Annotated in this window: 14 protein-coding genes; 7 read left to right on the top strand and 7 right to left on the bottom strand. The window is 61.3% G+C overall.

All coding sequences use genetic code 11. The features are described 5' to 3' along the window. Positions 1–19: 19 nt before the first annotated feature. From PMI24_RS01210 to PMI24_RS01180, 7 genes are all read left to right on the top strand, one after another. Complete coding sequence (locus PMI24_RS01210) at positions 20–1,153, top strand: ABC transporter substrate-binding protein (protein ID WP_007950664.1); 1,134 nt, start codon at positions 20–22, stop codon at positions 1,151–1,153. A 146-nt stretch (positions 1,154–1,299) separates the two neighbouring features. Beyond that, positions 1,300–2,214: an ABC transporter permease subunit gene (locus PMI24_RS01205; RefSeq protein ID WP_007950661.1), complete on the top strand. Its 915-nt coding sequence runs from the start codon at positions 1,300–1,302 to the stop codon at positions 2,212–2,214. A 3-nt stretch (positions 2,215–2,217) separates the two neighbouring features. Next, positions 2,218–3,519 carry a high-affinity branched-chain amino acid ABC transporter permease LivM gene (gene livM / locus PMI24_RS01200; RefSeq protein ID WP_007950660.1) on the top strand — a complete coding sequence of 434 codons (1,302 nt, stop codon included), beginning with the start codon at positions 2,218–2,220 and terminating at the stop codon, positions 3,517–3,519. Then, the gene (locus tag PMI24_RS01195) at positions 3,516–4,388 is read left to right on the top strand and encodes an ATP-binding cassette domain-containing protein (RefSeq protein ID WP_007950657.1); all 873 of its coding nucleotides are present in this window, start codon (positions 3,516–3,518) and stop codon (positions 4,386–4,388) included. The genes livM and PMI24_RS01195 overlap by 4 nt, the downstream gene beginning before the upstream one ends. After that, positions 4,385–5,101 (top strand): ABC transporter ATP-binding protein, encoded by a 717-nt coding sequence (locus tag PMI24_RS01190; protein WP_007950655.1) that lies wholly within the window; start codon positions 4,385–4,387, stop codon positions 5,099–5,101. The genes PMI24_RS01195 and PMI24_RS01190 overlap by 4 nt, the downstream gene beginning before the upstream one ends. 739 nt (positions 5,102–5,840) lie before the next feature. Beyond that, complete coding sequence (locus PMI24_RS01185) at positions 5,841–6,605, top strand: SDR family oxidoreductase (protein WP_007950653.1); 765 nt, start codon at positions 5,841–5,843, stop codon at positions 6,603–6,605. Between the two features lie 130 nt (positions 6,606–6,735). Continuing rightward, entirely contained in the window at positions 6,736–7,641 is a 906-nt protein-coding gene (locus PMI24_RS01180; RefSeq protein WP_007950651.1) for a cation diffusion facilitator family transporter, read from the top strand. Between the two features lie 38 nt (positions 7,642–7,679). On the opposite strand, the gene PMI24_RS01175 is transcribed toward PMI24_RS01180, so the two are convergent. The 7 genes from PMI24_RS01175 to PMI24_RS01145 all read right to left on the bottom strand — a co-directional run bounded on the left by PMI24_RS01175 (position 7,680) and on the right by PMI24_RS01145 (position 12,907). Further along, entirely contained in the window at positions 7,680–8,807 is a 1,128-nt protein-coding gene (locus PMI24_RS01175; RefSeq protein ID WP_007950649.1) for an AGE family epimerase/isomerase, read from the bottom strand. Positions 8,808–8,907: 100 nt separating this feature from the next. Further along, complete coding sequence (locus tag PMI24_RS01170) at positions 8,908–9,480, bottom strand: HupE/UreJ family protein (RefSeq protein ID WP_007950647.1); 573 nt, start codon at positions 9,478–9,480, stop codon at positions 8,908–8,910. Between the two features lie 27 nt (positions 9,481–9,507). Beyond that, positions 9,508–10,122, bottom strand: coding sequence for an urease accessory protein UreG (ureG, locus tag PMI24_RS01165; protein ID WP_007950645.1), 615 nt, complete (start codon positions 10,120–10,122; stop codon positions 9,508–9,510). A gap of 22 nt (positions 10,123–10,144) precedes the next feature. Next, positions 10,145–10,819 (bottom strand): urease accessory protein UreF, encoded by a 675-nt coding sequence (locus PMI24_RS01160; protein ID WP_007950643.1) that lies wholly within the window; start codon positions 10,817–10,819, stop codon positions 10,145–10,147. Further along, positions 10,816–11,316: an urease accessory protein UreE gene (gene ureE, locus PMI24_RS01155; protein WP_007950631.1), complete on the bottom strand. Its 501-nt coding sequence runs from the start codon at positions 11,314–11,316 to the stop codon at positions 10,816–10,818. The genes PMI24_RS01160 and ureE overlap by 4 nt, the downstream gene beginning before the upstream one ends. A 277-nt stretch (positions 11,317–11,593) precedes the next feature. Beyond that, the gene (locus PMI24_RS01150; RefSeq protein ID WP_007950628.1) at positions 11,594–12,226 is read right to left on the bottom strand and encodes a TetR family transcriptional regulator; all 633 of its coding nucleotides are present in this window, start codon (positions 12,224–12,226) and stop codon (positions 11,594–11,596) included. A gap of 174 nt (positions 12,227–12,400) precedes the next feature. Next, positions 12,401–12,907 (bottom strand): hypothetical protein, encoded by a 507-nt coding sequence (locus PMI24_RS01145; protein WP_007950626.1) that lies wholly within the window; start codon positions 12,905–12,907, stop codon positions 12,401–12,403. Positions 12,908–12,992: the final 85 nt, after the last annotated feature.

The raw sequence follows: 12,992 nt of genomic DNA, 5'->3' as shown, positions 1-12,992 counted from the left end.
AACCTTGGAGCACCACCTCATGTCCCAGACGTTTTACAAGAAAGGCTTTCTGGCCCTCGCAGTGGCTACTGCGCTGGGTGTTTCTGCGTTTGCACAAGCTGATGTGAAAATCGGTGTGGCGGGTCCGATGACGGGCGCCAACGCGGCATTTGGCGAACAGTACATGAAAGGGGCACAAGCGGCGGCCGACGCGGTCAACGCGGCGGGCGGCGTCAACGGGGAGAAGATCGTCCTGGTCAAGGGCGATGACGCTTGCGAACCGAAACAGGCGGTGACGGTCGCCAAGGACCTCACCAACCAGAAAGTCGCCGGTGTGGTCGGCCACTTCTGCTCGTCCTCCACCATTCCTGCGTCGGAGATCTACGACGAAGCCGGCATCATCGCGATCACTCCGGGTTCCACCAACCCGCAAGTGACCGAGCGCGGCCTGAGCGCCATGTTCCGTATGTGCGGCCGTGACGACCAGCAAGGCATCGTGGCCGGCGACTACATCGTCGACGTGCTCAAGGGTAAGAAAGTGGCCGTGCTGCACGACAAGGACACCTACGGTCAGGGCCTGGCCGATGCGACCAAGGCTCAGCTGGAAAAACGCGGCGTGAAGCCGGTGCTGTACGAAGGCCTGACCCGTGGCGAGAAAGACTTCAGCGCCGTGGTCACCAAGATCCGTGCGGCCGGTGCCGACGTGGTCTACTTCGGCGGTCTGCACCCGGAAGCCGGTCCACTGGTCAAGCAACTGCGTACCGAAGGCCTGAAAGACGTGAAGTTCATGTCTGACGACGGCATCGTGACCGACGAACTGGTGACCACCGCCGGTGGCCCGCAATACGTCGACGGCGTGCTGATGACCTTCGGCGCTGACCCGCGCATGCTGCCGGACAGCAAAACCGTGGTGGACGCGTTCCGCAAGGCCGGCACCGAGCCTGAAGGCTACACCCTGTACGCCTACGCCTCGGTTCAGGCACTAGCCGCCGGTTTCAACGGCGCCAAGTCCAACAAGGGCGAAGACGCTGCCAAGTGGCTGAAAGCCAACCCAGTGAAAACCGTGATGGGCGAGAAGACCTGGGACGCCAAGGGCGACCTGAAAGTCTCCGACTACGTGGTTTACCAGTGGGACAAGGACGGCAAATATCACCAGCTGGAAAAACAGAAGTAAGGGCTGACGCGATCGGCTGACCTCTGCAGAACTTCTGTGGGGGCCAGCCCGGTCGTGGCTGACATTGCTCCGACGTAAATCTGTATTTTTCCTAGAAGAACCGCGCGCTCCAGGGTGTGCAGGTTCTCACTGCGTGAGATTGCGTTATGGATGGTATTTTCCTGCAGCAACTGGTCAACGGCCTGACCCTCGGGTCGGTCTATGGCCTGATCGCCATCGGCTACACAATGGTCTACGGCATCATCGGCATGATCAACTTCGCCCACGGCGAGGTTTACATGATTTCCGCTTACCTCGCGGCAATCAGTCTGGCTCTGCTGGCTTACTTCGGTATCGAATCCTTCCCGCTGCTGATGCTCGGCACCCTGGTCTTCACCATCGTCGTCACGGGGGTGTATGGCTGGGTCATCGAACGCATCGCCTACAAACCACTGCGCAACTCCACCCGACTGGCACCGCTGATCAGCGCCATCGGTATCTCCCTGATCCTGCAAAACTATGCCCAGATCAGCCAGGGCGCCCGCCAACAGGGTGTTCCGACGCTGCTCACCGGAGCCTGGCGCATCGACGTCGGCTCGGGCTTCGTCCAGCTGACCTACACCAAGATCTTCATTCTCGTCGCGGCGTTCGTCGGGATGGGCCTGCTGACCTATGTAATCAAGTACACCAAGCTCGGCCGCATGTGCCGCGCCACCCAGCAAGACCGCAAGATGGCCTCGATCCTGGGGATCAACACCGACCGGGTGATTTCCTATGTGTTCATCATCGGTGCAGCGATGGCGGCCCTGGCCGGCGTGCTGATCACCATGAACTACGGCACGTTCGACTTCTACGCAGGCTTCGTCATCGGCATCAAGGCATTCACCGCTGCGGTGCTCGGCGGGATCGGTTCGCTGCCTGGCGCCATGTTGGGCGGGATCATCCTCGGGATCTCCGAGTCGCTGTTCTCGGGCCTGGTCAACTCCGACTACAAAGACGTGTTCAGCTTCTCGCTGCTCGTACTTGTTCTGGTCTTCCGGCCTCAGGGCCTGCTGGGCCGTCCTCTTGTGTCGAAGGTGTAAGCGATGTCTTCAACCACTACAAAATCCATTGATGTCAAAAAAAGCCTGGTTGAGGCGATTCTCGCCGGTCTGATCGCCCTGATCGTGTTCGGGCCGATTGTCGGCGTGGTACTCGACGGCTACAGCTTCAACCTCGAACCGACCCGCGTGGCGTGGATCATCGCCATCGTCATGGCTGGCCGCTTCGCCCTCAGCCTGTTCCTGCAAACCCCCAAGGGCCTGCGCATTCTCGAAGGATTCGAGAGCACCGGTTCCGGTGTGCATGTGTTGCCCGCCGATCACAAATCCCGCCTGCGCTGGATCATCCCGCTGCTGATCGTGCTGGCCGTGGCCGTGCCGTTCGTGTCCAACTCCTACCTGCTGGGCGTGGTCATCCTCGGTTTGATCTACGTGTTGCTGGGTCTGGGGCTGAACATCGTGGTCGGTCTGGCCGGCCTGCTCGACCTCGGTTATGTGGCGTTCTACGCCATCGGCGCCTACGGTCTGGCGCTCGGTTATCAGTACCTCGGGCTGGGCTTCTGGACGGTGCTGCCGCTGGCGGCGATCACCGCCGGGCTGGCCGGTTGCATCCTCGGTTTCCCGGTGCTGCGCCTGCACGGCGACTACCTGGCGATCGTGACCCTGGGCTTCGGTGAAATCATTCGTCTGGTGCTCAACAACTGGCTGTCCCTGACCGGCGGCCCGAACGGCATGCCGGCACCACTGCCGACCTTCTTCGGTCTGGAATTCGGCAAACGGGCGAAGGATGGCGGGGTACCGTTTCACGAGTTCTTCGGTATCGCCTACAACCCGGACGTGAAGTACTACTTCATCTATGCGGTGCTGTTCCTGGTGGTACTGGCCGTGCTGTACATCAAGCATCGTCTGGTGAAAATGCCGGTTGGCCGCGCCTGGGAAGCCCTGCGTGAAGACGAGATCGCCTGCCGCTCGATGGGCCTCAACCACGTGCTGGTCAAGCTCTCGGCGTTCACCATCGGTGCGTCCACGGCAGGTCTGGCGGGTGTGTTCTTCGCCACTTACCAAGGCTTCGTCAACCCGACCTCGTTCACCTTCTTCGAATCGGCATTGATCCTCGCCATAGTGGTACTCGGCGGAATGGGCTCGACCATCGGTGTGGTGATCGCAGCGTTCGTGCTGACCGTCGCCCCGGAACTGCTGCGCGGCTTCGCCGAATACCGCGTGCTGCTGTTCGGGATCCTGATGGTGTTGATGATGATCTGGCGACCTCGCGGGCTGATCCGCATCAGCCGCACCGGGGTCACTCCACGCAAAGGTGCCATTCACTATGAGAGGACTGCGCCATGAGTGAAGTCGTACTCTCTGTTGAAAAACTGATGATGCATTTCGGTGGCATCAAGGCCTTGAGCGATGTCAGCCTGAAGGTCAAACGCAACTCGATCTTCGCCCTGATCGGCCCCAACGGCGCCGGCAAGACCACGGTGTTCAACTGCCTGACCGGGTTCTACAAGGCCTCCGGCGGCAAGATCGAACTCAACGTGCGCGGCCAGCAGACCAACGTCATCCAGCTGCTGGGCGAGTCGTTCAAGCCGACCGACTTCGTCTCGCCGAAAAACTTTGCCAGTCGCCTGTACTACAAGATGTTCGGCGGCACCCATCTGGTAAACCGCGCGGGCCTGGCCCGGACGTTCCAGAACATTCGTCTGTTCAAGGAAATGTCGGTGCTGGAAAACCTGCTGGTGGCCCAGCACATGTGGGTCAACCGCAACATGCTGGCCGGCATCCTTAACACAAAGGGCTATCGCAAGGCCGAAAGCGACGCGCTGGACTGCGCGTTCTACTGGCTGGAAGTGGTGGATCTGGTGGACTGCGCCAACCGTCTGGCCGGTGAGCTGTCCTACGGCCAGCAACGCCGTCTGGAAATTGCCCGGGCCATGTGCACGCGGCCGCAGATCATCTGCCTCGACGAACCGGCCGCCGGCCTCAACCCTCAGGAAACCGAAGCGCTGAGCGCGATGATCCGGCTGCTGCGCGACGAGCACGATCTGACCGTGGTGCTGATCGAACACGACATGGGCATGGTAATGAGCATTTCCGATCACATCGTGGTGCTGGACCACGGCATCGTCATCGCCGAGGGCGGGCCGGATGCCATTCGTAACGATCCGAAAGTGATCGCTGCCTACCTGGGCGCCGACGAAGAGGAAGTCGTATGACGCAACCCATCCTCGAACTCAAGGATCTGGACGTGTTCTACGGCCCGATCCAGGCCCTCAAAGGCGTTTCGCTGCAGATCAACGAAGGGGAAACCGTCAGCCTGATCGGCTCCAACGGTGCCGGCAAATCCACCCTGCTGATGTCGATCTTCGGCCAGCCACGGGCGGCGGGCGGGCAGATCCTCTATCAGGGCGTGGACATTACCCACAAGTCATCGCACTACATCGCTTCCAATGGCATTGCGCAATCGCCGGAAGGGCGGCGGGTGTTCCCCGACATGACCGTCGAGGAAAACCTGCTGATGGGCACCATCCCGATCGGCGACAAGTACGCCAAGGAAGACATGCAGCGCATGTTCGAGCTGTTCCCGCGGCTCGAAGAGCGCCGCACTCAGCGTGCCATGACCATGTCCGGCGGCGAGCAGCAGATGCTCGCCATCGCCCGGGCGCTGATGAGCCGGCCCAAGCTGTTGCTGCTGGATGAGCCGAGCCTGGGCCTGGCGCCGATCGTGGTGAAACAGATCTTCGCCACCCTGCGGGAACTGGCGAAAACCGGCATGACCATTTTCCTCGTCGAGCAGAACGCCAACCATGCGCTGAAACTGTCCGACCGGGCGTACGTGATGGTCAACGGCGAGATCCGCCTGACGGGCACCGGCAAGGAGCTGCTGGTGAACGAGGAGGTGCGTAACGCTTACCTCGGCGGTCACTGATCGCTTGAAGTTGTCCACAAGCCCCGATGCGTGAGTGTCGGGGCTTTTTTGCGTCTGCTCGTTCGCTGAACACCAGGACTTTCGGGAAATTGTGGAAAACAAAATCGCCAACCTGGCAAAGCGCGACATAAAGCCGCTGCAAATGGCTGTTTTTCCACAGTTTTGACTTGTCCCCGTTTGCTGTGGAGCTGGCTGTGAATAACGTGGGTGTAGCTGGCTGAAAGCCTTTGAAACCGTGGCTTTCAGCGCTGTGGTTGTTTTTTGAGCAGTGTGTTTTTGCTGAGGGGAAGGCCTGTTTGTCAACCTTTTTATGGGCGTGCAAAAAGGTGAGGATCCGTGTGGTCAATCCTGTGGATAAGTCTGTGACTAAACTCTGGAAAGACTCGGCTAAGGGCCGTAATTGCTGGCCTCGCGCAATCATGGCCATGACTGGCCGGTCGTGCAAAATGCCCTGCCCGGCACAACTGGTTGTTCAGGGTCAAGCAAAAAACTTTCCAGATCGCCCGCAAAGCCTTGTGTGGCGCGGCTTTGCGCTTTTCCACTTGCCCCCGGAAACTGTGGAAGGGCTTGTGGATAACGTGCGTGCACATGGCTACAGGCCACGGCGCGTCTGGCGTAGCGGCCATTGATCAATTAATGAGCAGGATTCGGTAGTTGCCGGTTAAAGCAGGGCCGGGCATGCTGCCCGCTGATTTTCTATTCCAATGGCTGCCCCGGCGGCCGAAGCAAGGAGAACACGATGTCCAACACCCTGTTTATCACCGGCGCGACCTCCGGTTTTGGTGAAGCCTGTGCCCGTCGTTTTGCCGAGGCCGGCTGGAAACTGGTGCTGACCGGTCGTCGTGAAGAACGCCTCAACGCGCTGTGCGCCGAGCTGTCGAAGCAGACTGAAGTGCATGGCCTGGTGCTGGACGTGCGTGATCGCAAGGCGATGGAGGAGGCGATTGCCAACCTGCCGCCGTCGTTCGCCAAACTGCGCGGCCTGATCAACAACGCCGGGCTGGCGCTGGGCGTGGACCCTGCACCGAAGTGCGACCTCGACGATTGGGACACCATGGTCGACACCAACGTCAAAGGCCTGATGTACAGCACTCGCCTGTTGCTGCCACGCCTGATCGCCCACGGTCGTGGCGCAGGTATCGTCAACCTCGGTTCCATCGCCGGTAACTACCCGTACCCGGGCAGCCACGTTTACGGCGCGACCAAGGCGTTCGTCAAACAGTTCTCGCTGAACCTGCGGTGCGACCTGCAGGGCACTGGCGTGCGCGTCAGCAACATCGAGCCGGGCCTCTGCGAGAGCGAGTTCTCGCTGGTGCGCTTCGCGGGCGATCAGGCGCGTTACGACGCGACCTACGCCGGTGCCGAGCCGATCCAGCCGCAGGACATCGCCGAGACCATCTTCTGGGTGCTGAATGCGCCGGCGCACATCAACATCAACAGCCTTGAGCTGATGCCGGTGAGCCAGACCTGGGCCGGTTTTGCCATCGAGCGTAACAAGGCCTGATACGGTTTTGCCCTCTTCGCCAGTCTGTTGGCGAAGAGGGCAAATCGGCCAAATTTTGGCAGTAAGGTAGACTCACTCCTCAACAACCCCACCGCACCCAGCGGTTTTCAAGGTTTTTCGAGGAGTCAAAGTGAGTAACCGAGGTGAGCAGTCGCTGCTCAAACAATCCACCCTTCTGATGTTGGCCGTGTCGATCGCCGGGATCGTCACCGGTTTTGTTTCGGGTTCCCAGTCCATCCTGTTCGATGGCTTTTTTTCGCTGATCGCCACCTTCATCAAAGTTCTGATGCTGATCACCGCGAAGCTGATCGCCAAGCAAAGCAACCAGCGTTTCCAGTTCGGTTTCTGGCATCTGGAGCCGATGGTGCTGCTGATCGAGGGCAGTTTCCTGTTGCTGATCGCGATCTACGCGTTTCTCAACGGTGTGTTCGGCATCATCAACGGTGGTCGTGAGATCGAACTGGGGCTGGTGATCATCTACGCGGCGGTGTTCACCGTTGTCGAGTTCGCCTACTTCTTCTACGTCCGGCACCGCAATCGCAAGCTCAAGTCGAGCCTGATCCAGTTCGACAACATCAGTTGGCTGGTGGACGCGATGCTGTCCGTGGGCCTGTTGATCAGTTTCCTCGCGGCGTTGCTGCTCAAGTCCCAGGGCTATGGTGAATGGGCGAAGTTTGTCGACCCGCTGATTCTCATCGTGCTGGCCCTGACCATGTTGCCGCCGGCCTTCAAGATCCTCGGCCCGGCGCTGCGGGACGTGCTCGGCATTGCGCCGGACACGCTGGATGAGCAGGTGCGCGAGGTGATGGAGGCGGCGAAGGTCGAGCATGGTTTCGACGACTACGTGTCCTATGTGCAGAAGCACGGGCGGGCGCGGTTCATCGAGATTCATGTGGTGTTGCCGGCGGATTACCGGCTGCAGAGCGTCGGCCAGCTGGATGTGCTGCGGGAAGAGATTTCCGCGAAGCTGGGCAAACCGGACGCGGCGCGCTGGCTGACCATCAGCTTCACTGGCGACAGGAAGTGGATTGCCTGATGTTTGCGGCGAGGAAGCAGGCTCCCTCGCCACGGATGTCAGCTCAGATAGTCGGCGATGCCGCGATAGCAGGTCGCCAAGTGATACGGCGTGGTCGACGGCATGTCCTTGCGGCTGACCTCGCCCTGATCGTCACGGCACTCGTGCCAGCCGCCGGCATGCAGGAAGCGCTGTTGCAGCGCCTGCAACTGGCGCAGCACCGCGCTTTCACTGCCCGGACGCAAGGTCAGGGCGCGCAGGTATTCGGCCTGGGCCCAGATGCGCTGGGTCGAATCCTTCCCGTGTCCTTGCGGATCGAGCATGGCCAGCACCGCACCGGTGTCGCTCTCGACGCCCTGCTGTTCGGTGAAGGCAAACGCACGATCCTGTGCCGCGTGCAGTTTCGACCCTCGCAGCAGCGGTGAGGATTCGAGCAGGAAATACCATTCGAACTGATGCCCCGGCTCAAACCAGTTATCCACAGTACCCAGCGGTTTTTCCATCAGCACGCCTTGTTGCGGTTCGATGAAGCGCTTGTGCATGGCTGTGCATAACTCGCTCAGCGCCTGCTGGGTCTGGGGATCTTCGCGCACGGCCAACGTGGCCAGGAAGGCTTCGGCCAGGTGCATCAGCGGGTTTTGCAGCGGGCCGGTTTCCAGCGTGATCCAGTCGCGGTCGAGGCAGGCTTCGTAGAGGCCGTCGCCCGTTGCGAATCGCCGGCCGATCACTTCCAGCGCGGCGTTGAGCGTCGATTCCACCAACGGTTCGCGAGACTTGTCCCAATAGTGGGCGCAGGCGAACAGGATAAAGGCGTGGGTGTAGAGGTCCTTGCGCTGATCCAGCGGTTTGCCCTGCGGATCGATGCTGTAGAACCAGCCGCCGTGCTCGGCATCGTGGAAGTGCCGTTGCAGGGAGCGAAACAGCGCAGCTGCGCGGGCTTCGGCGTTATCCACAACTCCGATCAGGCTGGAAAACAGGTACAGCTGCCGTGCGCAGGCCATGGCCCGGTAGCGCTGCGGTGGCAGCGGCTGATGCGCGGCGTCCAGCGCCTCGTAAGGCAACGCCATGTCGGCGTTCCAGCCCGGTCCTTGCCAGAGGGGCACGATCACGTTCAGAAAGTGCTGTTGCACTTCACCGAACAGGGCGGTCAGTTCAGGCAGGGAGGTGGAGCGGGAAGCGTGGGGCATGGGCGGACGTCGTCACGGCAGGGGCGATTGCGCGACATGGTAGCAGAGAGTGGCGATCGATCGTTCCCGCGCCATGCGCGGGAACGATCAGAGGTGCAGTTCAGCCGGCCAGCAACCACGCGCCCGTCACCGCCGAAGCCGCTCCGGCCAGTCGGACCAGCGGCGCGGCTGCCTGAGGCAGAAAGCGCACGACCGCATAACCCGCCGCATGCAGCGCAGCCGTTGCGACCACGAAACCGGCGGCATACGCCCAAGGGCTCGACATGTCCGGCAGCTCCAGGCCATGGGCCACGCCATGGAACAGCGCAAACAGCGCCGTCGCCGCCACCGCCATCACCAGTGGCGGACGCACCGCCAGCGCCACCGCCAGACCCAGCGCCAGCACCGAGGCGGCAATCCCGCTTTCCAGCGCCGGCAGATCCAGCCCTTCGAAGCCGAGCAGGCCGCCGATCAGCATGGTGCCGACGAAGGTGCACGGCAGCGCCCAGCGTGCCGCGCCTTGCTGCTGCGCCGCCCACAGGCCGACGGCCACCATCGCCAGCAAATGGTCGAGGCCGCCGATCGGGTGGCTGATGCCAGCCACCAGGCCAGAGTCGCCGTGGCCGGGGTGGGCGAAGGCCAGGGCCGGAGTCAGCAGCAGCGCGACGGCGCCGAGAATGCGTTTGAGTGTCATGGATAAGCTTCCTTGTTGATCAGTGAATCAGGCTGCAGTCAGCAGGCCCTGGCGTTCGATGAAGGCGATGATGTCTTCCAGGCCCTGACCGGTTTTCTGGTTGCTGAACACGAACGGCTTGCCGTTGCGCATACGCTGAGTGTCGCTGTTCATCATCTCCAGCGAGGCACCGACCAGTGGCGCGAGATCGATCTTGTTGATCACCAGCAGGTCGGATTTGCAAATGCCGGGCCCGCCCTTGCGTGGCAGCTTGTCGCCGGCCGAAACGTCGATCACGTAGATGGTCAGGTCGGACAGTTCCGGGCTGAAGGTGGCGGACAGGTTGTCGCCGCCGGACTCCACCAGAATCAGGTCCAGCCCTGGAAAACGCCGGTTCAGTTGATCCACCGCTTCGAGGTTGATCGAGGCGTCTTCGCGGATCGCGGTGTGCGGGCAGCCACCGGTTTCCACGCCGATGATGCGTTCCGGTGCCAGCGCTTCGTTGCGCACCAGAAAGTCGGCGTCTTCGCGGGTGTAGATGTCGTTGGTGACCACGGCCAGGTTGTAGCGCTCGCGCAGGGCCAGGCACAGGGCCAGGGTCAACGCGGTCTTGCCGGAACCGACCGGGCCGCCAATGCCGACGCGCAGGGGTTGTGTGTTCATGTGATTCTCCAGATAAAAGGACCTAGGAACGGAACAGGCGGCTGTACTGGCGCTCATGGGCCATGCACGCCAGGGACAGACCGAACGCGGCGCTGCCGAGGTGTTCGGGATTGATTCGGGTGGCATCCTGCTGCGCCTGCTGCAACAACGGCAGCAATTCGCTGGTCAGGCGCTGGGCGGCTTGCTGGCCCAGCGGCAAGGTTTTCATCAGCACCGCGAGCTGGTTTTCCAGCCAGCTCCACAGCCACGCGGCGAGTGCGTCCTGCGGGCTGATCTGCCAGGCGCGTGCGGCCAGTGCCCAGCACAGGGCCAGGTGCGGCTCGGTGCAGTTTTCGAGAAAGTCCCGCGCGGGCTGATCGAGTTCGGGCAGGCCGTTGAGCAATTGCTGCAACGAGTAGCCCATCTGCCGGCTCTCCAGATGCAGTTCGCGGGTTTCGCGGCTGGCGCGATGGCTTTCGCAGAGCTTGCGCAATTCATCCCAGTGTTCGTCCGCGGCGGCCTGACAATGGGCGAGCAGCATGGGCGCCTCGAACCGCGCGAGGTTGAGCAGCAATTGATCGCTGATCCAGCGGCGGGCGCTGTCCGGGCTGTCGACGCGGCCGTTATCCACAGCCATTTCCAGGCCCTGGGAATAGCTGTAGCCGCCAATCGGCAATTGCGGACTGGCCAGGCGCAGCAGCGCCCAGGCCGGGTTCACAAACGGACGCCGAACTGATGGAGTTTCGGCGCGTAGTTGAAGTCTTCGTCACCGTGCCGCGAATGGTGATGGCCGCCACCGTAGGCGCCGTGTTCCGGCTGGAACGGCGCTTCGATCGATTCCACGGCGGCGCCGAGCTGTTCGAGCATCGCCTTGAGTACGTAATCGTCGAGCAGGCGCAACCAGCCGTCACCGACTTGCAGCGCCACATGGCGATTGCCCAAGTGATAGGCGGCGCGGGTCAGTTCAAAGGCATTGGCGCAGGTGACGTGCAGCAATTGTTCGGGGCGGGCGCAGACCCGGACGATCCGGCCATCTTCGGCTTGCAGGCATTCGCCGTCATACAGCGGCGGCTGGCCGCGCTCCAGAAACAGTCCGACGTCCTCGCCTTCGGCACTGAAACAGCGCAGGCGGCTTTTGCTCCTGGCTTCGAAGGTCAGGTGCAACTCGGCGGCCCAGACGGGTTGGGGGTCGATTCTGCGATGAATCACCAGCATCGGAAAGCTTCCAGCAGTGGACAATGCTCAGGCTAGAGCAAGGGGCTTGCCAACCGGACGAGGCGTAGGAAAACCCTGTCGGAGACTAGTGGATGTTTCAAGATGTTGCAGGATTGTGGGGTGTTTTGGTGCATGAAGTTTTTTACATGCACCAAACCGGAGCCAGTGTGGGAGCGAGCCTGCTCGCGATGGCGTGCGCTCAGTCAGCATCGAGTTGACTGATACACCGCTATCGCGAGCAGGCTCGCTCCCACAGGGTGATTGGGGGGCTGGAGGATTACTCGGTACTGCCGAGCCCTTGCCAGTGCTTCAACCCGATAAAGATGAAGCGCAACTGCTGGGTGATCTTCGCCTGGGGCGTCAGATGCTCGGGCAGGGCTTCGGCCGGCGGGTCGATGATGTCCGGCAGGGTGGCGAACACCGATTTGACGATCAGATCGGCCATCACGCTCAGACCTTCGCGATTGAGGTGCTGGAGCTTGGGCATCAACGCCAGATCCGCCGCCAGGTCGGAGCTGATGTCCTCACGCAAACGGCCGATGGCCTGACGCACCGGCAACGATCCGCCGTACTGCTCGCGGGCCAGAAACAGGAATTGCGAACGGTTGGCGCTGACCACGTCGAGGAAGATCCGCACCGACGCATCGATGATGCCGCCCATGACGAATTCATTGTGGCGTACCAGGCGGATGGTTTCGCGGAAGGTCTGGCCGACTTCGCTGACCAGTACCAGGCCGAGTTCGTCCATATCAGCGAAATGCCGGTAGAAACCGGTGGGCACGATGCCGGCGGTTTTCGTCACTTCACGCAGGCTCAGGCTGCCGAATCCTCGGCCGCTTTCCATCAAGTGGCGGGCAGCGTCCATCAGGGCGTTGCGGGTCTGTTGTTTCTGTTCGGCGCGGGGCAGCATCGCAAGGGTGTGTTCTTAGGCAAGACAAGCGCCGCACTCTAGCAAATCGGCTTTGTCGGCGTCGAACGGCAGCGGGGGAGATGGAACCGGGAAATCGAGACTTCTTTATACAGGCTGCTGAAAAGTCAAAAGCCCAATCCGGGGATTGGGCTTTTTTTCCAGGCCGCCATGAGCTTAGCTCAAAGCGCTGTTGCGTTCGATCACACGGTCACCACCACCTTCGGCCAGCGTTTGACCTTGTGGGGTTTTGTCGTAGCCGTCAGCAGCCAGGGTTTGACCTTGTGGGGTACGGTCGCCGCCGTCAGAAGCCAGAGTCTGGCCTTGTGGGGTACGGTCGCCACCGTCAGATGCCAGGGTTTGACCTTGTGGAGTGCGATCCGAACCGTCTTGAACCAGACCTTTCTCTTCCAGACGATCACGGCCGCCTTCAGCTACGGTTTGACCTTGTGGGGTTTTGTCATAGCCATCTTGAACCAGACCTTTTTCTTCCAGACGGTTGCGACCGTTTTCAGCCAGGGTCTGGCCTTGTGGAGTGCGGTCGGAGCCATCAGCGGCAACAGTCTGGCTGAACACCGAGTAGCTGGATTTCACTTGCGGGGTAGCCTGTTCGGCAGCTGGCAGGGCGAAAGCGGTGCTGGCCAGCATCGAGAGGGTAAGACTGAACAGAAGTTGGCGTTTCATGATGGGTTGCTCCTTGGGAGGGCGATAAAGTGGGTACGAGGGCAATGCTACTCTCGATAAGTCGATATAAAAGTTCATAAACACA

This window comes from Pseudomonas sp. GM25 (assembly GCF_000282255.1).
Taxonomy (GTDB): domain Bacteria; phylum Pseudomonadota; class Gammaproteobacteria; order Pseudomonadales; family Pseudomonadaceae; genus Aquipseudomonas; species Aquipseudomonas aphyarum.
The sequence above is the reverse complement of the archived record's forward strand: the minus strand, read 5'-3'. Positions and strand labels throughout refer to the sequence as shown.